22 protein-coding genes are annotated in these 21,382 nt (G+C 72.6%); 13 read left to right on the top strand and 9 right to left on the bottom strand.

Annotated elements, in window-relative coordinates; genetic code table 11:
• Positions 1-254: 254 nt before the first annotated feature.
• Positions 255-1,052 carry an SDR family NAD(P)-dependent oxidoreductase gene (locus tag DEJ05_RS16585; protein ID WP_111111131.1) on the bottom strand — a complete coding sequence of 266 codons (798 nt, stop codon included), beginning with the start codon at positions 1,050-1,052 and terminating at the stop codon, positions 255-257.
• Between the two features lie 110 nt (positions 1,053-1,162).
• On the opposite strand from DEJ05_RS16585, the gene DEJ05_RS16580 reads away from it, so the two are divergent.
• Together DEJ05_RS16580 and DEJ05_RS16575 are read left to right on the top strand one after the other, a co-directional pair.
• Positions 1,163-2,068, top strand: coding sequence for an AraC family transcriptional regulator (locus DEJ05_RS16580; protein WP_111111129.1), 906 nt, complete (start codon positions 1,163-1,165; stop codon positions 2,066-2,068).
• A gap of 133 nt (positions 2,069-2,201) precedes the next feature.
• Entirely contained in the window at positions 2,202-2,414 is a 213-nt protein-coding gene (locus DEJ05_RS16575) for a PLDc N-terminal domain-containing protein (RefSeq protein ID WP_239001530.1), read from the top strand.
• A 6-nt stretch (positions 2,415-2,420) separates the two neighbouring features.
• Here DEJ05_RS16575 and DEJ05_RS16570 read toward each other — a convergent pair whose 3' ends face one another.
• From DEJ05_RS16570 to DEJ05_RS16555, 4 genes are all read right to left on the bottom strand, one after another.
• Positions 2,421-2,906, bottom strand: a complete 486-nt coding sequence (locus DEJ05_RS16570; protein WP_111111127.1) for a tetratricopeptide repeat protein — start codon at positions 2,904-2,906, stop codon at positions 2,421-2,423.
• Positions 2,903-3,712, bottom strand: coding sequence for a PmoA family protein (locus DEJ05_RS16565; RefSeq protein WP_111111125.1), 810 nt, complete (start codon positions 3,710-3,712; stop codon positions 2,903-2,905). The genes DEJ05_RS16570 and DEJ05_RS16565 overlap by 4 nt, the downstream gene beginning before the upstream one ends.
• A 10-nt stretch (positions 3,713-3,722) precedes the next feature.
• A complete protein-coding gene (locus tag DEJ05_RS16560; RefSeq protein WP_111111123.1) occupies positions 3,723-4,403 on the bottom strand; it encodes a bifunctional 2-polyprenyl-6-hydroxyphenol methylase/3-demethylubiquinol 3-O-methyltransferase UbiG in 681 nt (226 codons plus the stop codon).
• Positions 4,404-4,579: 176 nt separating this feature from the next.
• Positions 4,580-5,329 carry a FadR/GntR family transcriptional regulator gene (locus DEJ05_RS16555; protein WP_111111121.1) on the bottom strand — a complete coding sequence of 250 codons (750 nt, stop codon included), beginning with the start codon at positions 5,327-5,329 and terminating at the stop codon, positions 4,580-4,582.
• A gap of 308 nt (positions 5,330-5,637) precedes the next feature.
• On the opposite strand from DEJ05_RS16555, the gene DEJ05_RS16550 reads away from it, so the two are divergent.
• The 6 genes from DEJ05_RS16550 to DEJ05_RS16525 are packed head-to-tail and all read left to right on the top strand — an operon-like array spanning position 5,638 to position 11,856.
• Entirely contained in the window at positions 5,638-7,056 is a 1,419-nt protein-coding gene (locus tag DEJ05_RS16550) for an MFS transporter (protein WP_111111119.1), read from the top strand.
• A complete protein-coding gene (locus DEJ05_RS16545) occupies positions 7,053-8,774 on the top strand; it encodes a dihydroxyacetone kinase family protein (protein ID WP_111111117.1) in 1,722 nt (573 codons plus the stop codon). The genes DEJ05_RS16550 and DEJ05_RS16545 overlap by 4 nt, the downstream gene beginning before the upstream one ends.
• 25 nt (positions 8,775-8,799) lie before the next feature.
• Positions 8,800-9,285, top strand: a complete 486-nt coding sequence (locus DEJ05_RS16540; protein WP_071406070.1) for a ribose-5-phosphate isomerase — start codon at positions 8,800-8,802, stop codon at positions 9,283-9,285.
• Positions 9,285-10,100 carry a triose-phosphate isomerase family protein gene (locus DEJ05_RS16535; RefSeq protein WP_111111115.1) on the top strand — a complete coding sequence of 272 codons (816 nt, stop codon included), beginning with the start codon at positions 9,285-9,287 and terminating at the stop codon, positions 10,098-10,100. The genes DEJ05_RS16540 and DEJ05_RS16535 overlap by 1 nt, the downstream gene beginning before the upstream one ends.
• Positions 10,097-10,942 carry a sugar phosphate isomerase/epimerase gene (locus DEJ05_RS16530; protein ID WP_111111113.1) on the top strand — a complete coding sequence of 282 codons (846 nt, stop codon included), beginning with the start codon at positions 10,097-10,099 and terminating at the stop codon, positions 10,940-10,942. Before DEJ05_RS16535 ends, DEJ05_RS16530 begins: the two co-directional genes overlap by 4 nt.
• Entirely contained in the window at positions 10,939-11,856 is a 918-nt protein-coding gene (locus DEJ05_RS16525) for a phosphogluconate dehydrogenase C-terminal domain-containing protein (RefSeq protein ID WP_071406073.1), read from the top strand. Before DEJ05_RS16530 ends, DEJ05_RS16525 begins: the two co-directional genes overlap by 4 nt.
• A gap of 32 nt (positions 11,857-11,888) precedes the next feature.
• On the opposite strand, the gene DEJ05_RS16520 is transcribed toward DEJ05_RS16525, so the two are convergent.
• Positions 11,889-13,484: a hypothetical protein gene (locus DEJ05_RS16520; RefSeq protein WP_111111111.1), complete on the bottom strand. Its 1,596-nt coding sequence runs from the start codon at positions 13,482-13,484 to the stop codon at positions 11,889-11,891.
• A gap of 80 nt (positions 13,485-13,564) precedes the next feature.
• Between DEJ05_RS16520 and DEJ05_RS16515 the strand changes: the two genes are divergently transcribed.
• Positions 13,565-14,326, top strand: a complete 762-nt coding sequence (locus tag DEJ05_RS16515) for an SDR family NAD(P)-dependent oxidoreductase (RefSeq protein ID WP_111111109.1) — start codon at positions 13,565-13,567, stop codon at positions 14,324-14,326.
• A 176-nt stretch (positions 14,327-14,502) separates the two neighbouring features.
• Here the strand turns inward: DEJ05_RS16515 and DEJ05_RS16510 are convergent, their stop codons facing one another.
• Both DEJ05_RS16510 and DEJ05_RS16505 read right to left on the bottom strand, forming a co-directional pair.
• Positions 14,503-15,459, bottom strand: coding sequence for a DUF1648 domain-containing protein (locus DEJ05_RS16510; RefSeq protein ID WP_258376178.1), 957 nt, complete (start codon positions 15,457-15,459; stop codon positions 14,503-14,505).
• Positions 15,456-15,806: a GntR family transcriptional regulator gene (locus tag DEJ05_RS16505; RefSeq protein ID WP_027465110.1), complete on the bottom strand. Its 351-nt coding sequence runs from the start codon at positions 15,804-15,806 to the stop codon at positions 15,456-15,458. Before DEJ05_RS16505 ends, DEJ05_RS16510 begins: the two co-directional genes overlap by 4 nt.
• Positions 15,807-15,928: 122 nt before the next feature.
• Here DEJ05_RS16505 and DEJ05_RS16500 point away from each other — a divergent pair, with 122 nt between their 5' ends.
• Complete coding sequence (locus DEJ05_RS16500) at positions 15,929-16,123, top strand: hypothetical protein (RefSeq protein WP_071406076.1); 195 nt, start codon at positions 15,929-15,931, stop codon at positions 16,121-16,123.
• Positions 16,124-16,145: 22 nt separating this feature from the next.
• Here DEJ05_RS16500 and DEJ05_RS16495 read toward each other — a convergent pair whose 3' ends face one another.
• Entirely contained in the window at positions 16,146-17,582 is a 1,437-nt protein-coding gene (locus tag DEJ05_RS16495; RefSeq protein ID WP_111111105.1) for a PLP-dependent aminotransferase family protein, read from the bottom strand.
• A gap of 21 nt (positions 17,583-17,603) precedes the next feature.
• On the opposite strand from DEJ05_RS16495, the gene DEJ05_RS16490 reads away from it, so the two are divergent.
• From DEJ05_RS16490 to rlmN, 3 genes are all read left to right on the top strand, one after another.
• Positions 17,604-18,353, top strand: coding sequence for a pyridoxamine 5'-phosphate oxidase family protein (locus DEJ05_RS16490; RefSeq protein WP_111111103.1), 750 nt, complete (start codon positions 17,604-17,606; stop codon positions 18,351-18,353).
• Positions 18,354-18,535: 182 nt separating this feature from the next.
• Positions 18,536-19,489 (top strand): C40 family peptidase, encoded by a 954-nt coding sequence (locus DEJ05_RS16485; protein ID WP_111111101.1) that lies wholly within the window; start codon positions 18,536-18,538, stop codon positions 19,487-19,489.
• 93 nt (positions 19,490-19,582) lie between these two features.
• The gene (gene rlmN, locus DEJ05_RS16480) at positions 19,583-20,815 is read left to right on the top strand and encodes a 23S rRNA (adenine(2503)-C(2))-methyltransferase RlmN (RefSeq protein ID WP_017885785.1); all 1,233 of its coding nucleotides are present in this window, start codon (positions 19,583-19,585) and stop codon (positions 20,813-20,815) included.
• The last annotated feature ends 567 nt before the right edge of the window (positions 20,816-21,382 follow it).

The following is a 21,382-nucleotide window of genomic DNA, read 5'->3' as shown; positions in this document are numbered from 1 at the left end:
CCACCCCGCACCGCGCCTCCCGACCGTGTGGTGGTCGCGCCCACCGCCGCGCCCACGCCGTCCGCCGAGCGGTCACGATCCGTCGGCTGACGCGCTCCCGCGCGACGGTCCGTGACCGCACGGCCACCCGCCGGCGGTGTGTCGTGACCCCTCGCGGACCGATGCCCGGCTGACCGACTCCCGCCGAGCGGGCGAAATGCCCGGGTGCCTCCGCGCATGAACCCGGGTGTTTCGCCCGCTCGTGCGGGGCGCGCTCAGCCGAGGCGGGTCGCGGCGATGCCGCCGTCCACGTCGATGGTGGCGCCGTGCACGAAGGTCGCCTCGTCGGAGGCCAGCCAGCGCACGGCGAACGCGACGTCGACCGGTCGGACGGGTGCGCCGGCCGGGGTGCCCGCCGTCATCTGCGCGAGGACGTCGTGCGAGTCCGCGTTGCCCGGCGTCGCGGTGGCCCCGGGCGACACGGTCGACACCCGGACGCCGTGCGGTCCGAACTCGGCTGCCCAGGCGCGGGTCAGCTGCTCGACCGCGGCCTTCGTCGCCGGGTAGAGCGCCGTGAACGGGACGCCGACGCGGGACATCCACGAGCCGATGTTCACGATGACGCCCGAGCCGCGCTCGACCATGCCCGGAGCCAGCGCGCCGACCAGCACGTGGGGTGCGCGGACGTTCGTGGCCCAGAGGGCTTCGGCGTCGTCGTCGGCGAGCAGCGCGGTGGGGCCGACCGGGTAGACGCCGGCGTTGTTGACGAGGACGTCGACCCGGCCGCCGAGGGCCTCAGTGGCGCGGGCGGCGAGGTCACGGACCGTGTCGGGGTGGGTGTTCAGGTCGCCGATCACGGCCACGGCGGTTCCTCCGGACGCGGTGATGGCGTCCACCACTGCCTGCGTGCGCTCCGGGTCGCGGCCCGCGACCGCGACGGTGGCGCCGGAGGCGGCGAGGACACGGGCGACGGCTTCACCGATGCCGCTCGAGGCGCCGGTCACCAGCGCGGTCCGGCCGGCCAGTCGGTCGTCGGTGGTCAGGGAGTCGAGGAGTGCTTCGTTGGTCTGCATGCTCCGATGCTCGGTCCCGCGTGCCTCGTGGAGATTGCCCAGGACTCCGGAGTGCTTGCCGGATCCCGCACGGGCGTTCAGCGCATCGATCGGCTCGACAGAATGGGCACATGGACGACGTCACCTCGGATCGACTGGACCGCGCGCTGCAGAGCGTCCTGGCCCACGTCGACGACACGGAGCGCGCCGGACGGCTCGGACTCCGCCTGGCCCGGGTCGACGCGCCGACCGACCTCGGGTACCAGCGCTACACGCCGTCGGTGTCGGTGGTGCTCGCGGGGCAGAAGCGGTCCATCGTCGGGGATGACGACCAGCTCTGGGGTCGCGAGCGCTTCATCATCACGCCCGTCGACCTGCCCGTGATCGCCGGGGTGGTCGAGGTCGAACCACTCGCGGGGTTCGTCGCGGTCGTCTGGCAGCTCGACCCTGCGGTGGTCGCCGAGGTCGCGACGGCGATGTCCCGCCCCCACCAGGACGAGGCGCCGCCGGCACGACTCGGCAACTGGACCCCAGCCCTGGCGGACGCGTTCGCCCGGCTCGTCGGACTGCTCGATGCTCCGGAGGACATGACGGTCCTCGCCCCGCTCGTCACCCGCGAGGTCGTGCTCCGCCTGCTGCAGACCGACCAGGCCCCGCGCATCCTGGCCGCGATCGGCAATCGGGACGGCGACGTGGTCGCGGCCGCCACGGCCCTGCTCACCGACCGGTTGGCGGACCCCTGGTCGGTGGCCGGCCTGGCCGCGGCGGTCCGGACGAGCGAGTCGACACTGTTCGCGCGCTTCCGGCAGGTCACCGGGATGAGCCCGGTGCAGTACCTGCGGCGGCTGCGGCTCGGGGAAGCCCGGCGGCGGATGATCGTGCTCGGTGACACCGCCGCCCAGGCTGCGGTCGCGGTCGGGTACCGGAGCGCCTCGCACTTCTCGCGCGACTACCGCGCCCTGCACGGTCGGCCACCGGCTGCCGACGCCGGTCGGGCCCGTGAACTGCTCGCGCTGGGTGAGGTCGCGATCGCCTGACCTGCCAGCGCGATCGCCAGACCGACCCGCGCGGTCAGTCGGACGGATGACGCGGACGAGTCCGGGCAGGCCCTACTGTCATCGATGCGGGCGACGACCGTCGCCGCGGAGAGGACCGCTCGTGTTGACGAACGTGTCGGGAGCACACGCCGTGGTGCTCCTCGTGCTGCTGGCACTCGAGGCCGTAGCGCTGGTTCAGGTCTGGCGCGACCGTCGCCGGACGCAGGTGGTCAAGGTGCTGTGGACGGTGGTCATCCTCGCGCTGCCCGTGATCGGCGTGCTGGGGTGGGCCGTGAACTGGCTGCTCGGCAAGGCTGCGGACGCGCTCCAGCGCCGGAACGCCTGACGCGCGTCAGTCCTCGGTGAGGGCCGCCGCGTAGGCACGGACGGACCGGTGGTACCGGGGGAGCGTCGGCTCGACGGCCTCGATCGCGACGCGCAGGGCCTCGGCGGAGCGTCCGGCGCTGTGCAGTGCGAGCGCGAGGAACACCTTGGGTGCCGCTCCGGTGGCGGAGTGCTCCGGCGCGTCGCGGAGCATCGCGATGGCCTCGTCGATCCGACCGAGGTTGCGGAGCGTCGAGGCGTGCTGGACGACCATCCTGGCGGCGCGATCTGGGTCGACGGCGTCCAGGCCAGCCGTGGTCGCGGCGGCGTACTGCACGTCGGCCTCGGCCTCGTGGCCGCCCGAGTCGAAGGCGCCGCCGAGCTCGAGCGCGCCGAGTGCGGGATGCGGAGCGTCGGCGGCGAGGTCGCGCATCCACTCGATCCGCTGCTGATCGTCGATCGTCTCGTCGTCCCACAGCGCCGCGACGCGTGACTCCCAGTCCCCGGTGCTCATCCGGCGAGCGTACCGCCGTCGGTGATCGTCGCGCGGAACGAGCGGACCAGCGGAGCGCCGGGCTGCACGACGGCGGGGGAGTCCCACGCCAGTGCCGAGCCGATCGCCGGGTACTCCTCGGCGCGGACGAACCAGGGGTCGTGGTGGTCGAGGGCCTCGATGCGGATCGTCGCCGGACCGCCGTCGAACACCGCCGACCAGGTGATCCAGGGTGCGGCCGAGCCGTGCACGGCGGCCTCGCCCTCGGCATCGGCGGTCCGGATGACCACTCCCGTGCACTCGGGGAACCGCCAGAAGAAGCCGCCGTAGCCCGCTCCGGTCCGGCCGTTGCTGCCCGGACCGCCGAGGTGCACGGGGGAGTCACCGGGGGCCCGGAACGACGACGACCAGGAAAGCTCCCACCCGCTGGTGACTGCGTGCCAGCGGAGGGTGCGGTCCTCGCGCAGGACCACCGCGCGGTCCGGGCCCCGCCAGACGAGCTGCTCGGCGGACGTCGTGTCGTGCTGCTCCGCGTGCACCACCTCGACCGAGCCGTGGTCGTCATGCCACACGTAGCCGGAGCCGCGGACGTAGGTCGGGCCGCCCCAGCAGTTCACGGCGTCGACATAGGGGATGGCGACGCCGACCCCGCAGTGCCAGTCGTGGTCGCCGGGGTGGTGTTCGCTGACGACGGTGCCACCGAGGGTCCGGACCGGGTGCAGGTACGGGCGAGGGGACGACGTGGCGACCGTGTCGGCGCCGCTGCGTTCGACGGCGACCTCGACACCGTCCACGACGAGCGCGCGGATGCCGTCGTCGGTGCTCACGCCACCGACGCTACCCGCGCGTCAGCCGGGCGAGCACGACGCTGTCGAGCACCTCGTGCGGATCACCCTCCGGCGTCGTCGCAGTGCGCGGCCGGACCTCGGCGACCAGGACGTCCCACCGGTCGTCGAGCTGCAGGGCGGCGAGGTCGTCGGCCGGCGCGGGGAACCGGTACTCCCGCAGCTCGGGCGGCAGCTCGTCGTGCGGGGGAGCGGCGTGCGCGGTGACGAGCAGGTGCCCACCGGCGGCGACGAAGCCGGCGGCCCGATGCAGGATGTCGGCTCGGGGGATCTCCACCGGCCACGACTGCAGGAACGAGGCCGTCACCAGGTCGAACCGTGCGGCGGTGTCCCACCGGGCGAGGTCTGCGGCGACGAACGCCGTCTGCTCCTGGACCCCGGCGGCGACGGCAGCCCGCGAACCACGCTGGAGCGCCGTCACGGACAGGTCGATGCCCGTCACGTCCCACCCCTGCTCGGCGAGCCACACCACGTCGCCGCCCTCGCCGCAGCCGAGGTCGAGCGCCCGCCCCACCGGCAGCCCCCAGGTCACCGAGGCGAGCACGGCGTTCACCCGGCCCGACCAGATGCCGTCGCGCTCGGCGTAGCGGGCCTCCCACCACTCCCGGGCGGACGGTGCGGCGGTGGCATCGGTGGCAGATCCGGCGGCGGAGCCGTCGTGGTGGGTGTGCATGCACCTACTCCAGCGCACCTGCCGGGCCGGACCCAAGCGGTGTTGCCGACCCGGCAACACCGCACGGTGCGGGGCGGGCGCGACCCGGGCCTCCCGTCCGCCCCGATCGTGAGCAGAAGATGTCGGGTCGGCTCGACGGACCCGACCATTCCTGCTCACGAAGCGCGCGCGCCCCGCTACTCGTCGGCGGGCAGCGGCTCGGCGTGCTCGATGCGGGCGCTCGCCGTGGCCATGTGCGCGTCCATCGCGCGCTGCACGGCGGAGACGTCGCGGGCGCGCAGCGCCTCGAAGACGGCGCGGTGCTCGTGGAACGCGGCCTCGGTCGCCTGCCGGGTCTGCACGCGCCGCGCGACCCAGACGCTCAGCATGGAGCGCAGGCTCTGCAGCAGGTCGGCGAGCACGTCGTTGCCGGACGCCCGCGCCAGCAGGACGTGGAAGCGGACGTCGGCGTCGATGAAGGCCTGCGGGTCGTCGAGCGTCGCCTCCTGCCGGACCAGGTACTCGCCGAGTTCGGTGATCTGCCCGTCGGTGGCGCGCTGTGCGGCGAGGATCGCGGCCGTGCGCTCCAGCGAGGACCGGATCTCGAGCAGCTCGCGGGTGCGGTTCGACGCGAGCATGAGCCCCCACGACAGGGTCGTCGGGAGCAGGTCCGAGGTGCCTCCGCGCAGGTAGGTGCCCGAGCCGGGGCGGATCTGCACGATGCCCAGGATCTCGAGTGCGGCGAGGGCCTCACGGACGGCTGAGCGTCCGACGCCGAGCCGCTCGGACAGGATCCGCTCCGAGGGCAGCCGTGAGCCGGGGGCCAGCTCGCCGGCGGTGAGCAGCGAGACGAGCTGTCGGGCGACCACCGAGGCGGGGGACCCGACGGGCACGGACTCGAGCTCGAGTCGGATGTTGAGGGGGTCGTCCGGGCTGAACGCGGGCATGGAGTGAGCGTACCGGTCGGTCAACCGGTTGCGGCGGGAGCAGCGCCAGCGCGGCGAGCGGCGGAAGCGAGCAGAGCGGAGCGCGTGAAATGGTCAACCGGTTGACAAGTTGACCTACCGCGACGCACACTGGATCAGGCGCACCGATGCGCCCGCTCCCGATCCGCGCAGCAGCACGGACCGTCCCGACGCAGCCGACCGGAACATCCCGATTCAGCCGCCAGGACCATCCCGATTCAGCCGCCAGGACCATCCCGGCGCAGCCGCCAGGACGGGAGTCGTACCACCCCCACCGAGCAGGAGTCATCGTGGACATCCCCGCCACGCGAGGCATCCCCACCTCGGTCGTCGAGAAGACGGCCATCCGCAAGATCGCGATCCGCATCGTGCCGTTCGTGGCACTGATGTTCTTCATCAACTTCCTCGACCGCACCGCGATCTCCTTCGCCGCCCCCAACGGCATGGAGGCCGACCTCGGCCTGACCGCCGCCCAGTTCGGCTTCGCGTCCGGTGTGTTCTTCATCGGCTACCTCGTCCTCGAGGTGCCGTCCAACCTGGCGCTGCACAAGTTCGGCGCCCGGATCTGGCTCGCCCGCATCATGATCACGTGGGGCATCGTGTCCCTGCTCTTCACGTGGGTGCAGAACTACCCGCAGCTCGTCGGCCTGCGCTTCCTGCTCGGCATCGCCGAGGCCGGCTTCTTCCCCGGCGCGATCCTGTTCCTGTCGACGTGGGTCCCGGCCCGGCACCGCGGCAAGATGCTCGCGCTCTTCTACCTGGCGCAGCCGCTCACGAGCGTCATCGGTTCCCCGCTCGCCGGATGGCTGATGACCCACGAGGGGATCCTCGGCGGCCTGGCCGGCTGGCGCTTCATGTTCCTCTGCGTCTCGATCCCGGCGATCATCGTCGGCGTCCTGTGCCTCTTCGTGCTCAAGGACAAGCCGTCGCAGGCGAAGTGGCTCGACGAGGACGAGAAGGTCTGGCTCGAGACGACGCTCGCTGCCGAGAGCGCCGCGAAGGGCGGCGGTGACGGCCACGGCAAGGGCGGCCTGCGTGCGGCCTTCGGCTCCGGCCGCGTCTGGATGCTCGCCGCGGTGTACTTCGGCTTCATCTACGGCCTGTACGCACTCAGCTTCTTCCTGCCGACGATCATCGACGGCTTCCAGGAGCAGTTCGGCACCACGTTCGACCTGTTCCAGAAGGGCCTCATCACGGCCATCCCGTACGTGCCGGCCGCGGTCGTCCTGTACTTCTGGTCGCGTGACGCCTTCCGTCGTGGCGTCCGGGTCTGGCACATCGCCGTCCCGGCCCTGGTCGGTGGCCTGAGCATCCCGGTCGCGCTCTACATGAACAGCCCGGCCGCCACCGTCGCGGTCATCGCGATCACCGCGTCTGCGATCTTCGCGGCCCTGCCGAACTTCTGGACGGTCCCGACGCAGTTCCTGACCGGTGCCGCGGCAGCCGCGGGGGTCGCCCTCATCAACACCGTCGGCAACCTCGGTGGGTTCGCCGCCCCGTACATCACGGGTGCCGTCAGCGAGTGGACCGGCGGCTACCAGGTCCCGATGTTCATCGTCGGCTTCTTCATGGTGCTGTCGAGCGTGCTGATGTTCGTGCTCGGCCGGAACACGAAGCGCAACGAAGCAGCTGCCGCGGCGTCCGGAGCCGACACCGCGGTCGCCGCCACGGACGGACCGACCGCCATCGCGAAGGAGGCCGGCGCATGACCCGCCTGTTCAACGACCCGGCGGACTTCGCCGACGAGATGGTGGACGGCTTCGTCGCCGCCAACCGCGCCCGGGTGCGCAGGGTGCACGGCGGGGTCGCCCGCTCCACCACCAGCCCCGAGGGCACCGTCGCGCTCGTCGTCGGCGGTGGCTCCGGCCACTACCCGGCCTTCGGTGGCCTCGTCGGGCACGGCCTGGCGGCCGGTGCCGCGATGGGCAACCTGTTCGCCAGCCCGAGCGCCCAGCAGGTCACCGCGGTCGCGAAGGCGTCCGAGCACGGCGGCGGCGTGCTGCTGAGCTACGGCAACTACGCGGGTGACGTCCTCAACTTCGACGCGGCGGCACGGGCACTCGAGGCACAGGGCATCGACGTCCGCACGGTCCGCGTGACCGACGACGTCGCGTCCGCGCCCGCCGACCAGGCACACAAGCGCCGCGGCATCGCGGGTGACCTCTGCGTGTTCAAGGTGGCCGGCGCGGCCGCTGAACGCGGCGACGACCTCGACGCGGTCACCGCGATCGCGACCAGGGCCAACGACCGCACCCGCAGCTTCGGGGTCGCGTTCTCGGGCTGCTCCCTGCCGGGTGCCGACGAGCCGCTCTTCACCGTCCCCGAGGGGCGCATGGCCATCGGCATGGGCATCCACGGCGAACGCGGCATCGCCGAGGCCGACGTCCCCACCGCGGACGGCCTGGCCGACCTGCTCGTCGACAAACTCCTCACCGAGCTGCCGTCCGGCGTCACCGCGGACGGTGCCCGCGTCGTCCCGATCCTCAACGGCCTCGGCTCGGTCAAGTACGAGGAGCTCTTCGTCGTCTTCGGCGCCGTCCAGCGGAAGCTCACCGACGCCGGCATCGTCGTCGTCGAGCCCGAGGTCGGCGAACTCGTCACGAGCTTCGACATGGCGGGCGTCTCGCTCACCCTGTTCTGGCTCGACGACGAACTCGAGCAGCTCTGGGCAGCACCGGCCGATGCCCCCGCCTACCGCAAGGGCGGCGCCGTCCCGCAGCAGCCGGTGCCGGTCGAGGTGCTCGAAGCCGGCATCGTCGTGCCCGTGACGCCCGGCACCGAGGAGTCCCAGGCCGCAGCAGTCCGCGTCGCGAGCGCGATCACCGCGATCCGCGCCACGATCGACGACCACGCCGACGAGCTCGGCCGCATCGACGCCGTCGCCGGTGACGGCGACCACGGCATCGGCATGCAGCGCGGCTCCACCGCCGCCGACCGTGCGGCACAGGACGCCGCCGCCCGTGGCGCCGGCGCCGGTTCGGTCCTCGCGATCGCCGGAGACGCCTGGTCCGACAAGGCCGGTGGGACGTCCGGTGCGATCTGGGGTGCCGCCCTGGAGGCACTGGGTCGCGTCCTCGGCGACGACGAACGCCCGTCGGCCGCCACGGTCCAGAGCGCGGTGCACGCCGCCACCGAAGCCGTCCTGGCATTCGGGGCCGTCCCCGGCGACAAGACGATGGTCGACGCGCTCGTGCCGTTCGACCAGGTCTTCTCCGCCCGGGTCGACGCCGGTGACGAACTCGTCGACGCCTGGTCGGCCGCCTCGGCTGCAGCACAGACCGCGGCGGACGCCACGGCCGACCTGTTGCCCCGGATGGGCCGCGCCCGCACCCACGGCGAGGACGCCGTCGGCACACCGGACGCCGGCGCGATCTCCTTCGCGCTCATCACCGCCGCGGTCCTGGCGACCATCGCCGTCCCCGCCTGACCCCCACCACGAAAGGCACACCCGCATGAGTGAGCAGCAGTTCCGCATCGTCGTCGGTTCGGACGACGCCGGCTTCGACTACAAGGAGGTCATCAAGGCCGACCTCGCGAAGGACCCCCGCGTGGCCTCGGTCGTCGACGTGGGCGTGGACGCCGACGGCCACACCGCCTACCCGCACGTCGCCGTCGACGCCGCCCGTCTGGTGGCGAACGGCGAGGCCGACCGCGCGATCCTGATCTGCGGCACCGGCCTCGGTGTCGCGATCGCGGCGAACAAGGTCCCCGGCATCCGCGCCGTGACCGCGCACGACTCGTTCTCGGTGGAGCGCTCGATCCTGTCGAACGACGCCCAGGTCCTCTGCATGGGGCAGCGCGTCGTCGGGGTCGAGGTCGCGCGCCGGATGGCGAAGGAGTGGCTCGGCTACACCTTCGACCAGACGAGCGCGAGCGCCGAGAAGGTCAACGCGATCTGCGCCTACGACGGCTCCGCCCCGGTCGGGACCGACGCCTGATGCCCGCGACCACGGCGGCCGCCCCGGTGACGATCGGGGTGTCGCTCAAGATGTACTTCTCGCACGCCCGGACGCTCGCGTGGGCGGCCGCCGTGGCCGACATCGCCCGGAGCCACCCGGCGGTTCGGTCCGGCGCGGTCGAGCTCTTCGTGGTGCCGACGTTCCCGTCGCTCGTCCCGGTGCGTGCGGTGATCGGGGACGCCCCCGTGACGCTCGGCGCGCAGGACCTGGCGCGGGCGGACAGCGGCGCGTTCACCGGCGAGGTCTCCGGCGCGGAGCTCCGTGAGATCGGGGTCGACCTCGTCGAGATCGCACACGCCGAGCGACGCGAACTGTTCCACGAGACGGACGACGAGATCGCCGGCAAGGTACACGCGGCGTACCGCAACCACCTGCGGCCCCTGATCTGCATCGGCGAGACCGAGCGCGCCGCCGACGGCGACCCCGCGGCCGCGATCGCCGAGGTCACCGCGCAGCTCGATCGCTTCACCGCCACTGCGACCGCCGACGACCTGGCCGGACCGCTCATCGCCGCGTACGAGCCGGTGTGGGCGATCGGCGCCCCGCAGCCCGCGCCCGACGAGCACATCGTCGCGGTCCTGGCCGGCATCGAGCAGCACCTGGCGACCCGGCCGGAGCTCGCCGGCTCCGCCGCGATCTACGGCGGCAGTGCCGGCCCGGGCCTGCTGACCCGCGGTGCCGGACGCATCGGCGGGCTGTTCCTCGGCCGCTTCGCCCACGACCCCGAGGCGATCCGCACGATCCTCGACGAAGCCGAGGCGCTGGACGCGACGCAGGACGGAGCACCGGCGTGACCTCCCTGCTCGGCCTCTCCACCTACGCCTACTTCTGGCGCATGTCCGACCGCGTCCCGTCGCCGATGTCCCTCGACGACGCCCTGCGCGACGCCGCGACCCACGACGGCGTCGACCTGTTCCAGATCTGCGACCACCTGCCGCTCGACACCGCGACCGACGAGCGCCTGGCCGCGATCCGGTCCTTGGCAGCCGACCTCGGTCTCACGCTCGAGGTCGGCACCCGCGGCACCCGGCCGGAGCACCTCGCCCGGTACCTGCACGTCGCGCAGCAGCTCGGTGCGACGCTCGTGCGGAGCATGTGGACGAGCGGCGACGACCAGCCCGACGCGGCCGAGACCGAACGACGCCTGCGGCAGGCGCTCCCCGCCTACGAGCGCGCGGGCGTGACCCTCGCGCTGGAGACCTACGAGGTCGTCGCCACCGCCGACCTCGTCGCCGTCGTCCAGGCGATCGGCTCCGACCGCCTCGGCATCTGCCTCGACCCGGCGAACACCGTCGCCCGACTCGAACACCCGGCCGACGTCGTCGCGATGACCGCCCCGTACGTCGTCAACTGGCACGTCAAGGACTCCGCCTTCACCCGCTCGCCGGGCTGGGTCGGGTTCCAGTACACCGGCGTCCCGATCGGCACCGGGGTCCTCGACCACGACGCCGTCCGTGCCGCGCTCGAGCCGGACACCCGGGGGATCAACCGCGTCATCGAGTTCTGGCTGCCGTGGCAGGACGAGTACGCCGGCGCCGAACCGCTGCCAGGGGAGACCCCCGCACAGACCACCACCCGCATCGAAGCGGCGTGGACCGAACACACCATCGAGTACATCAGGAGCAAGGAATCATGACCGACACCGTCACCACCACCCACACCGTCGCTGCCGGATCCGGCACGGCCGACGTCACCGTCGCCGTGATCGGTGCCGGCGGCAAGATGGGCACCCGCGTCTCGAACAACTTCGCGAAGAGCGAGTACACCACCCTCTACAGCGAGGCGTCGCCCGCCGGCCAGGAGCGCATCCAGGCCCTCGGCCGCGAGATCACCGACAGCCTCGACGCCGCGAAGGCCGCCGACGTCGTCATCCTCGCCGTCCCGGACGTCCTGCTCGGCACCATCTCGGAGCAGCTCGTCCCCGTCATGAAGCCCGGCGCGTCGATCCTGACGCTCGACCCGGCCGCCGCTTACGCGGGCCTCCTCGCCAAGCGCGAGGACATCCACTACGCCGTGGCGCACCCGTGCCACCCGTCGGTGTTCCTCGAGCGCACCACCAAGGCCGAGTGGGACGACACCTTCGGTGGCATCGCCGCCCCGCAGGAGGTCATCGCGGCCTTCGACGCCTCGGAGTCGCTCGGCGACGAGGGCGACCGCGCCAAGGCCGTCGCCGAGGCCGTCATCACCACGATGTACGCCCCGGTCATCCAGGTGCACTGGGTCACGGTGAAGCAGCTGGCCGTGCTCGAGCCGACCCTGGTCGAGACGATCGCCTGCATGATCGGCGACTTCCTCAACGACGCCCTCGAGGAGACCGTCACCGGTGTCGGCGTGCCCCGCGAGGCCGCCCGCGCCATGCTCTACGGCCACACCTGGATCGCGCTCACGAACGGCCTGCGCGGCTCGAACCCGTTCTCCGACGCCTGCCACATCGCGATGGGCTACGGCCGCGAGAAGCTCATCAAGGAGGACTGGAAGCAGGTCTTCGACGACAGCGAGCTCGACTCGGTCATCGCGAAGATGCTCAAGATCGACGCAGTCCGGCGCTGAGCCGGACCGCCACCGACCACCGCGCCGACCCGTCAGCGCGCCCGGACCGGAACGCCCCGCCGACCCCCTTCCGGCGGGGCGTTCCCCGTGCCGTCGGCGGCCACGAACCCGCGCGGCCCCCACGCCTCGGCCAGCGTGATCGAGGCCACGCCCGGCACCGTCAGCGCTCGCGCCGCGTCGGCGAACCACCGCTCGGAGGCGGGCGTGTGCTGCGCCGGGTCCGTCGCGTCCGGAACGGTCTCCGGCCCGTACCCGTGCTCCACGGTCGCGTCCGTCACGACCCGGATCGGCGCCGTCGCCACCGCGTTGAACCGTGGCCGCAGCGTCACCGGTCCGACGTGCAGCGCCCTGCCGGCGGCCAGCCTGGAGGCACTGCTCACCACCCAGCGCTGCATCCGGATCGACTCGGTCACCTGTTCGGGCGACCGGTCGTGCATCTGCGGCGTCACGCTGCAGGTCAGCGGGCCGTCCCAGCCCGAGAACACCGCGATCGAGCGGTTCAGCTCGGTGAAGTGGGCCCGGGTACCGGCGACGACCTCCAGCGCGCCGACCGCTGCCACCGCTCCGCGCAGTGCCCGCTGCAGCGCCGGCGTCGTCACGTGCGACACCGGGTCGAACGCCCCGACGCGAGCCACCGGCCCGCCCGCGAGCACCGCGTCGATCGCCGCGCGCAGCAGCACCGGGTCGTCGGTGACGAACCGGACGTCCAGGGGAGCGCCACCCGCATCCCGCCGGGCCGAGGCGAGCACCGCCTCGACGTTCGGTGCCCCGAGGACCGGTTCGACCAGGATCGGGAACCCGCGGAGCAGGTGGGCGTCGTCCGGGCGCGCAGCGACCGGTGCCGAACCCGCGAGCAGCTGGAGCGTCGGCGACGGCGTGACCACGGCACCGGGACCCAGCCCGTCGAGCGCCGCGAGGTCGGGGGCGGGGGAGGCCGCGCCTCCCGACCGGGTGCCCGGACCACCTGCTGGACCGCCCGCCGTCGCACGCAGGGTGAGCCCCTGCCGGACCGTCGTCCCCGGCGTGATCGCGACCGGGAACGGCTCGGCGAGCGGCGTCGAGTACGTCTTGAACGAGGCGTCGGTCCAGTTCCGCTGGTCCTCGGTCTCGAACACGTCGCCGGCCAGGTCGAGCGACAGCGCGGTCGCGCCCACCGACCAGTCGAGCCCGGCGACGTCGACGGCCGGCTGGTGCGGCGCGATCCAGGACGGGAACGCCGTCGCGGTGCTGCCACCGGACGGATGCCGCACCGTGAGCGGCTGCCCGGCCAGGGTCGGCGGGTGCAGGACGACGAGCCCGATGCGGTTGCGGCGGAAGGCCCGTGCGACCGTCCCGACCGCCGAGACCCGCAGGGTGTCGTCGTCGAGCGTGACCTCGAGGACGGTGCGCACGACCTCGACGCCGTCGTACCGTGCGCTGGTCTCGATGCGGATGCGGCCCTCGTCGCCGTCCACCGTCCGTGTCGAGACCGTGTCGTCGGCGGTGCGCCAGTCGTGGTCGCGGACGACGAACCGGACGGCACGCAGGACGAGCACGCCCCGGAGCGTGACGTCGGCGAGTTCGGCTCCGCGCAGGGCCAGACGCCAGGGCCCGACGGACACGATCTCGTCGTTCGACGTCGCAGTCATGGTGCATGCCTAGCACCGGTCAACCGGTTGGGCAATGATGGGGGTGACGGAGCAGCGCTGCTCCGAGGACGGAGTCCCACATGACCGCACGACTCGACGGCCGGACCGCACTCGTCACGGGAGCGGGGTCCGGCATCGGCCGCGCGATCGCCGACCGCTTCGTGGCCGAGGGGGCCACCGTCGTCTACGCCGACCGCGACGCCGACGCGGCCGCCGGTGCCGCCGCCGCAGCCGGCCCGGCCGCGATCGGCCTGACGATGGACATCGCCGACGAGGCGAGCGTGGCCGCGGGGTTCGCCGACCTGGCCGAGCGTGGTGCGACCCCCGACGTGGTGGTCGCGAACGCCGGTGTGCAGCTGTTCGGCCACGACGCGAAGGTCGCCGACCTGTCGCTCGAGACCTGGGACCGCACGGTCGCGGTCAACCTCACCGGCACGTTCCTGACCATCAAGCACGCCGTCCGGGCGATGCTCGCGGGCGGCACCGGCGGGTCGGTCATCGCCACCGGGTCGCCCACCGGCCTGAACGGCGAGGGCGCCGACTTCGCGGCGTACTCCTCGACCAAGGGCGGCATCCACGCACTCGTCCGGGCGACCGCGATGGCCTACGCGCGGGACGGCATCCGGGTGAACACGGTCGTGCCGGGCTACACCGAGACCGGCCTCGTGTCGGCGATCTCCGGTGACCCCGAGGCCCGAGCCGCGATCGTCGCCCGCACGCCCCTCGGACGCCCGGGCACCCCGGACGACGTCACCGGGATCATGGTCTACCTGGCCAGCCCGGAGTCGTCCTACGCCACCGGAGCGGAGTTCCGCGTCGACGGCGGCATGACGAGCCTCTGACCCGGCGCACGGCCCGCCCATCCTGCGAAAGCGACAGTGTTCCACCGAACGTTCGCGGCACACTGTCGCCCTGACGGGACAGTCGCTGCAGCGATGACGAGGTCTGTCGCTTCCGCGGACAGGTCCCGCCCGCCGTCGAACCCGCCACACCGTCCGGGAGGCCCGGGGCGGCTCCGTCAGGCCGTCTCGCGCCCGGCGAGCAGCGCGCCCAGGGCCGCGGCACCGCCCGCAGCGTCGGGCACGGTCACCATTCGCGCCTGCCCGCCGCGGAGCCGCGCGACCAGTCCAGGCCCGGACCGCACGACGTAGGCGACACCGCGGCCCGAGATGCGGTAGCCCCAGCCGCCCCACTGACCCGGGGACACCTGCTCCCAGCCGCACGACTCGATGCGGTCCAGCGGGACGCGCATGAGGGGGATCCTCGTCCAGGTGGACGTGAGCCGCAGGCCCCGACGGTCGACGGTGAGCTCCACCCGCGCAAGCACCAGCACAGCGAGTCCCGCGAGCACCATCGCCAGTCCGGAGACGACCGCCGTCGTCAGCCCGGCCGATGCTGTCCAGACGGCGGTGCCGACGCCGAGCAGCACGACGAGCGCCCCGAGCACCGCGAACCACCGGCTGCCGACGCGTGCGCGCCAGGCGACGCGGGTGTCGGGTCCGACCGTCAGAGGAGCGACGTCGTGGGCCGGCACAGGTGCAGCGACCCGGAACAGTGCGAGCACGGGGACGGCGGCGACCACCACGGCGACGAGCAGGAACGGAACCGTCCACCAGGGGGACAGGGTGCCGTCGCCGGCCGTGTTCGTCCATGCGAGCACGACCCAGGCCGAGCCGAGGGTCCCGGCCAGCAGGTTCGCGACGAGCAGCACCGTGGCCGCCGTCCGCTTGTCGGGCCAGCGCAGGGCGGACACCGCGATCGCGAAGGCCACCAGTGCCACCGCCAGGGTGAGCCAGAAGGCCGTCCACGGTGACCCCCAACCATCCGCGGTGCCGTCCGTCCGGAAGTGGATCGCGATCCTCGCGGGCATGGTGGACGCTGCGAGGACCGCGGTGAGCACCAGTCCCACCGCGACCAGGAGCCCTGGTGCCGTCACGGCCAGCCGTGTGCCCGTGGTCATCGGTCGAGTCGTCATCGTGCCCCCTTGATCATCGTGAACAGGTCGTCGAGCGAGACGCCCAGGGTGTCCGCCTGGTCGCGCAGCTCGTCGACGAGCGTGCGCAACCGGTCGAACGAGGCGTTGCCCGATCGCAGGACCGTCGCACCGCGGCCGCGCCGCAACTCGATCAGTCCGTCCTCCTGCAGCAGCGCGTAGGCGCGCAGGACGGTGTGCATGTTGACGTCGACCGAGGCGGCGAGGTCCCGCGCAGCGGGCAGCCGCTCGCCGTTCCGCAGCTCGCCGCGGGCGATCGCGTGCCGGATCTGGGTGGCGACCTGTTCCGCCAGGGTCGCTCGCGCCTGCGGGTCGACGGTGATCAACATGTTTGCATTCTATGCGAACAACCGGACATCGCGCCAGGGCTGCTCCATCCGTTCGGACCCTGTTTGGCCGCGGAACGCAGCACGTGGTTCCGCGGCTCCCGGCACGCGTACCGTCCGTCGCGATGACCGAATCACCCACCACCACCGCCCCGTCGAACTACGAGTCCGCCGACGGTGTGGACCCCCTGCACGTCACCACCTACCGACAGGTCCGCAAGGCCGCCCGCCGCGGACACGCGCTGCCCGGCGACGCCGGAGAACCCTCGCTCGCCGACCTCGTGAACGCCCGGAAGAACGGCACTGCCGACTCCCGCTGACCGTGACGGGTCCTGCGCCCGGTCAGTCGCGCGTGACCGCCGTCACCAGGGCGTCGAGCGCCCGGTCGAGCTCCGGCATCGTCACGGCGCCGTAGCCGAACACGATGCCCGGCGGCGTGCTGCCGGGTGCGAGCCCGTACTCCTCGAGCGACGCCACGACCACCCCGGCGTCCGCCAGCCGACGCGCGATCTCCGCCCCGGTGGTCGGACCCGACCACGTGACCACCGCGTGCAGTCCGCCGTTCAGGGCACGGGCCTCCAGGCCGGCGACGTCGCCGAGCCGAGCCGCGATCCGTGCCCGGCGGTGCGTGTAGTCGCGGCGCACCCGACCCAGGTGCCGCCGCAGCGCGCCCGTCCGCAACAGGTGCACGAGCGCGGCCTGCACCGGTTCGGCGACGACCGCGCCACGTGCCCGACGCGCACCGAGCACCGCCTCCGCCACCGGAGGACCCGCCGCTGCAGTCGTCGGCAGCACGAGGTAGGCGCACCGCAGCCGGGGGTCGAGCGTCTTCGAGAAGCCGCCGACGTGCAGCACCACGCCCTCGGCGTCGAGTGCGGCCAGCGCGGGCACGGGCGCGCCGCGGTGCCGGAACTCGGAGTCGTAGTCGTCCTCGACCACCACGGTGCCGGTGGTGGCGGCCCAGGTGAGCAGCCGCCGGCGCCGGGCGACGGGCATCACCGACCCGAGTGGGTACTGGTGCGTCGGGCTGACCAGGACGGCGTCGACCGGTCCGGCGGACTCGAGCGCGTCGAGGTCGAGGCCGTCCTCGCCGACCGGGACGCCCACCTGGGACCCACCCGCGCTCGTGACCGCACGGTGTCCGGTGCGGTAGCCGGGGTCCTCGACGGCGATGACGGGTGCGCGGCCCAGCAGTCCCCGCAGCGCCTCGGTGACGAGTGACAGCGCCTCCGAGGTCCCCGCGGTCACGAGCACCCGGTCGACCGACGTCGTGAACCCGCGGGTCAGGCCGAGCTGGGCGACGACCTGTGCGCGCAGGTCGGGGGAGCCGAGCGGGTCCGCGATCGCGTTCCGGAGCGGGGCCGACGCCGCTGCGTGCCAGGCTGCTCGCCAGTCCCGCTGCGGGATGGCGGTGACGGCGGGGATGCCGGGACGGCAGTCGATGAGCGAGGACGTCAGGGCCGGAGCGTCCGGATCGGGGGAGCGGGCGCCGACCGAAGCCGGCGTCATGCCCGCGTCCACCGTCACACTCGCCGCGACCCGCGCGAGGGCACCGTGCCGCGTCCGCAGGTACCCCTCGCCGTCGAGCTGCTCGTACGCCGCGACGACGGTGCCCCGGGCCACCCCGAGCTCCGCCGCCAGCGCCCGCGTCGACGGCAGCGGATCGCCCTCACGCAGGGTGCCGTCGTGCACCATCCCGCGCACCCGTGCCACCACACCGGACACCTTGCTCGACTGGTCCATCGTGATCGCCCCGATCTGGTCCAGGCACTGGACCACTGCTGACCCTAGCGTGACGACATGCCCACCTCGAGCCCCGAACCTGAACCGACCGCCGACGACCCCTCGCTCCGCGTCCGGCGCCTGCGCGACCGCCAGTCCGACGACCCCGCCGTCCTGCAAGCGATCCTCGCCGAGGCCCACCTCGCCCACGTCGGCATCGTCCGCGGCGGCCACCCCGTCGTCCTGCCGTTCCTCTGCGCCGTCGGGGACCTCGGCGACGGTCCCGTCCTGCTGCTGCACGGCTCGACCGGTGGTGGGCTGTTCCTCGACGCCGGGGCCGAGGGCGTCCCGGTCGCCGCCACCGTCACCCACCTGGACGGCCTCGTCTTCGCACGCTCCACCAACGACAGCTCGGCGAACTACCGCAGCGCGATGATCGCCGGCCGCGCCACCGTGGTGCCGACCGACCTGCGCACCGAAGCCCTCTGGCAGGTGGCCGACCACCTCATGCCGGGCCGCCGAGCCGAGGTGCGCGAGATGACCGCGAAGGAGGTCCGTGCCACCCAGGTCCTCCAGCTGCCCCTCGACCGCGCGAGCGTCAAGGTCCGCGCCCACGGTGTCGGCGAGGACCCTGCCGACGGCGAGGACCACTCCGTCTGGGCGGGCGTCCTGCCACTCGCGGTGCGCGCCGGTGTCCCGATCCCGGGGGACATCTCGGGGGACAGCCAGGTGGACGCGTCGGTCGTCGCGCTGTCGGCTCGCCTCGACCGCCTGGCGGCCGACCGGGAGGCCCGGATCGCCGCCGTCATGCGGGTCACGCCGGTCTGAGCCCGGGTCCACCGCCGCGGGCCGGCTCCGGAACGCCCGTGCGTGCCGTCGGAGTGGCCTGCGAGCGGTGCTCGTTCCTGTGACCAGCTGCAGGAACACTCCGGCGCTGCCCAGCTGCGAGCACCGTCGTGACCAATACGTTACTTTCCGGACCGCCGAGTGGTCCCGACCCGGAAGGACCCATGGGACGCCACACCCTGCCTGCAGCAGCCGACGACCATCAGCCCGCGCGAACGCACACGCACCCCGCGGTCGACCCCGCGCCGCTGACGCCGGACACGCAGCAGTCCCGTCCCCGTGGTCGCCGCTCGGCCCTCGGCCCCGCGGCCGCCCGCTCCACCTTCGTCGAGCACCCGAGGCCGGCACGGACCGTGCGGATGCAGCCGCGTCCCGCCCCCGTCGCGTCGTCGGCCGGCAGTGCGGTCCTGAGCCGGACCGCCACCCTGCGTGCCGAGCGCGCCGTCGACCCGCGGCACATCCGTCGTTCCGCGAACGCGAAGCGTGCCGCGATCCTGCTCGCCCCCGCGATCGCAGTGACCTCGAGCCTGACGCTCGCCCTGCCCGCGAACGCCGACACCCTGCCCGCGGACACCCGCTCGGGCACGACCACGGCGCAGGCCGCCCAGACCTTCACGGTGGCGCACGACGTCCAGGTCCCCGTGGTCTCCACCGACGGCATGACCACGACGACGACGATCGTGTCGTACCCGACGCTCGACCTCCGCTTCGGGGTGACGACCGCGCAGGCACAGTCCGCGTTGTCCGCCGCACTCTCGGCCGGCGGCGACCGGGCCACGATCGTGCAGACCGCCCTGCAGTACATGGGGGACCCGTACGTCGAAGGCGGCGCGAGCCACGCGGGCATCGACTGCTCCGGGCTCACGATGGTCGCGTACCAGGCCGTGGGGATCCAGCTCGTGCACTACGTGCCGACGCAGGACGCCGTCGCCACCACGATCCCCGAGTCCGAGGCACTCCCTGGTGACCTCGTCGTGTACGACGACGAGGACCACGTCGGCCTGTACCTCGGCCAGGGACTCGTCCTGCAGGCACCGCACCCGGGCGAGGTCGTCGACATCGTCCCGATGTACTCGGCGGCGCACCACTTCGCGCGCGTCCTGCCCGCCGGCAGCTGACCCGACCAGCCGTGGTGCGGCCCTGGTGGTGACCACCAGGACCACCCGGACGGGGCGTCCCCACCGATCACGGGCCTCCCGTATCCTGGAGTGATGGCTTCCGACACCCGCACCCCGTTCGAACAGCAGCAGTCTGCTCGTCCGCAGGTGCGCCCGCGCACCGAGGGCTGGAAGCAGGCCACCGACACCGACGGTCGTCCGCTCCTGCAGTTCGCGTCCCCGAAGCGTGGCAAGCCGCCCGTGCACCTGGCCGACCTGACGGCCGAGGAACGCGAGGCCCGCGTGAAGGAACTCGGCCTGCCCGGGTTCCGCGCCAAGCAGCTCGCGACCCACTACTTCCAGCACTACACGTCCGACCCGGCCAAGATGACCGACCTGCCCGCCGCCCAGCGGGAGCAGCTCGTCGCCGGGATGCTGCCGCCGCTCCTCACCGAGACCCGGCGGCTGGCGACGGACAACGGCGACACGATCAAGTTCCTCTGGAAGCTGCACGACGGCGCCCTGGTCGAGTCGGTCCTCATGCGCTACCCGGGCCGCATCACCCTGTGCGTCTCGTCCCAGGCCGGGTGCGGCATGAACTGCCCGTTCTGCGCCACCGGCCAGGCGGGGCTGACCCGCAACATGTCCACTGCCGAGATCATCGAGCAGATCGTCCGGGCCAACGCCGCGATCGCCGCTGGTGAGCTCGGGGGCGATCCCCGCAAGGGCGGCAACGACCGCGTCGACGCCGAACGCGTGACGAACATCGTGTTCATGGGCATGGGGGAGCCGCTCGCGAACTACAAGCGGGTGATGGACGCCGTGCGGTTGATGGTCGCGCCGCAGCCGAACGGTCTCGGCATGAGTGCCCGCGGCATCACGGTGTCGACCGTCGGCCTGGTGCCCGCGATGATCAAGCTCGCGGACGAAGGGATCCCGCTCACCTTCGCGCTGTCCCTGCACGCTCCCGACGACGAGCTCCGCGACGAGCTCATCCCGGTGAACTCGCGCTGGAAGGCCGACGAGGCGATCGACGCCGCGCACAACTACTACGTGAAGACGGGCCGTCGTGTCTCGATCGAGTACGCGCTCATCAAGGACATGAACGACCACGCCTGGCGAGCCGACCTGCTCGCCGAGAAGCTCAACAAGCGCGGCAAGGGGTGGGTGCACGTCAACCCGATCCCGCTCAACCCGACGCCGGGCTCGGTGTGGACCTCGTCCGAGGTGCACGTGCAGGACGAGTTCGTCCGCCGACTCAACGCCGCCGGCATCCCGACGACCCTGCGCGACACCCGCGGCAAGGAGATCGACGGGGCGTGCGGGCAGTTGGCCGCGGCCGAGTAGGTCGGTCCTGTTCGTTCGGGAGGCACGGTGCGGGTTCGCACCGTGCCTTCCGTCGTTCCCGGGGTCGCGCTCACCCCCGGCGATCCCCGGAAACCCGGGGGACACGTGCCGTTCACCCGACTGCGACACGCCCGGGAGGGACGACGGTTGGCAGGGCCCCCGGGGCGTGTGTAAAGTAATCACTCGTTGCCGCTGAGGCGGAGAACGGAACGGCCGAGACGGTCACAGGGTGCAAGCCCTGGATGCGCAGTCCGGACGGGGTCCCGCTCAGGCAACATCCCCCCGAAGAAGTCGAAGTGATTCGACGTGTCCGACGGTGGAACAAGACGAATGCCTCTCTGGCGGAACCTTTCGGGGTCGAGCGGGGAGTGCGTCTGGTCCTTGAGAACTCAACAGCGTGCACATTGTCAATGCCAATTTATTGATTGACCTCGTGCCTGGTCGGCTTGCTGATCAGGTCATGAAGCAATTCCTTTTGGATTGAAGATTGTCAGTAGACAGTCAACAGTCAGAATCAACTCGGTCTGATGCCTTCGGGTGTTGGGTCTGTATTTTTTTACGGAGAGT

This window comes from Curtobacterium sp. MCLR17_045 (assembly GCF_003234405.1).
Classification (GTDB): Bacteria; Actinomycetota; Actinomycetes; order Actinomycetales; family Microbacteriaceae; genus Curtobacterium; species Curtobacterium flaccumfaciens.
The sequence above is the reverse complement of the archived record's forward strand: the minus strand, read 5'-3'. Positions and strand labels throughout refer to the sequence as shown.

Bases quoted from the DNA above. Each gene is read 5' to 3' on its own strand.
- DEJ05_RS16555 (WP_111111121.1), bottom strand. From the start codon at position 5,329: ATGCCCGCGTTCAGCCCGGACGACCCCCTCAACATCCGACTCGAGCTC.
- DEJ05_RS16570 (WP_111111127.1), bottom strand. From the start codon at position 2,906: ATGAGCACCGGGGACTGGGAGTCACGCGTCGCGGCGCTGTGGGACGAC.
- DEJ05_RS16505 (WP_027465110.1), bottom strand. From the start codon at position 15,806: ATGTTGATCACCGTCGACCCGCAGGCGCGAGCGACCCTGGCGGAACAG.
- DEJ05_RS16540 (WP_071406070.1), top strand. From the start codon at position 8,800: ATGAGTGAGCAGCAGTTCCGCATCGTCGTCGGTTCGGACGACGCCGGC.
- rlmN (WP_017885785.1), top strand. From the start codon at position 19,583: ATGGCTTCCGACACCCGCACCCCGTTCGAACAGCAGCAGTCTGCTCGT.
- DEJ05_RS16485 (WP_111111101.1), top strand. From the start codon at position 18,536: ATGGGACGCCACACCCTGCCTGCAGCAGCCGACGACCATCAGCCCGCG.
- DEJ05_RS16560 (WP_111111123.1), bottom strand. From the start codon at position 4,403: ATGCACACCCACCACGACGGCTCCGCCGCCGGATCTGCCACCGATGCC.
- DEJ05_RS16525 (WP_071406073.1), top strand. From the start codon at position 10,939: ATGACCGACACCGTCACCACCACCCACACCGTCGCTGCCGGATCCGGC.
- DEJ05_RS16535 (WP_111111115.1), top strand. From the start codon at position 9,285: ATGCCCGCGACCACGGCGGCCGCCCCGGTGACGATCGGGGTGTCGCTC.
- DEJ05_RS16510 (WP_258376178.1), bottom strand. From the start codon at position 15,459: ATGACGACTCGACCGATGACCACGGGCACACGGCTGGCCGTGACGGCA.
- DEJ05_RS16500 (WP_071406076.1), top strand. From the start codon at position 15,929: ATGACCGAATCACCCACCACCACCGCCCCGTCGAACTACGAGTCCGCC.
- DEJ05_RS16585 (WP_111111131.1), bottom strand. From the start codon at position 1,052: ATGCAGACCAACGAAGCACTCCTCGACTCCCTGACCACCGACGACCGA.
- DEJ05_RS16490 (WP_111111103.1), top strand. From the start codon at position 17,604: ATGCCCACCTCGAGCCCCGAACCTGAACCGACCGCCGACGACCCCTCG.
- DEJ05_RS16515 (WP_111111109.1), top strand. From the start codon at position 13,565: ATGACCGCACGACTCGACGGCCGGACCGCACTCGTCACGGGAGCGGGG.
- DEJ05_RS16520 (WP_111111111.1), bottom strand. From the start codon at position 13,484: ATGACTGCGACGTCGAACGACGAGATCGTGTCCGTCGGGCCCTGGCGT.
- DEJ05_RS16580 (WP_111111129.1), top strand. From the start codon at position 1,163: ATGGACGACGTCACCTCGGATCGACTGGACCGCGCGCTGCAGAGCGTC.
- DEJ05_RS16545 (WP_111111117.1), top strand. From the start codon at position 7,053: ATGACCCGCCTGTTCAACGACCCGGCGGACTTCGCCGACGAGATGGTG.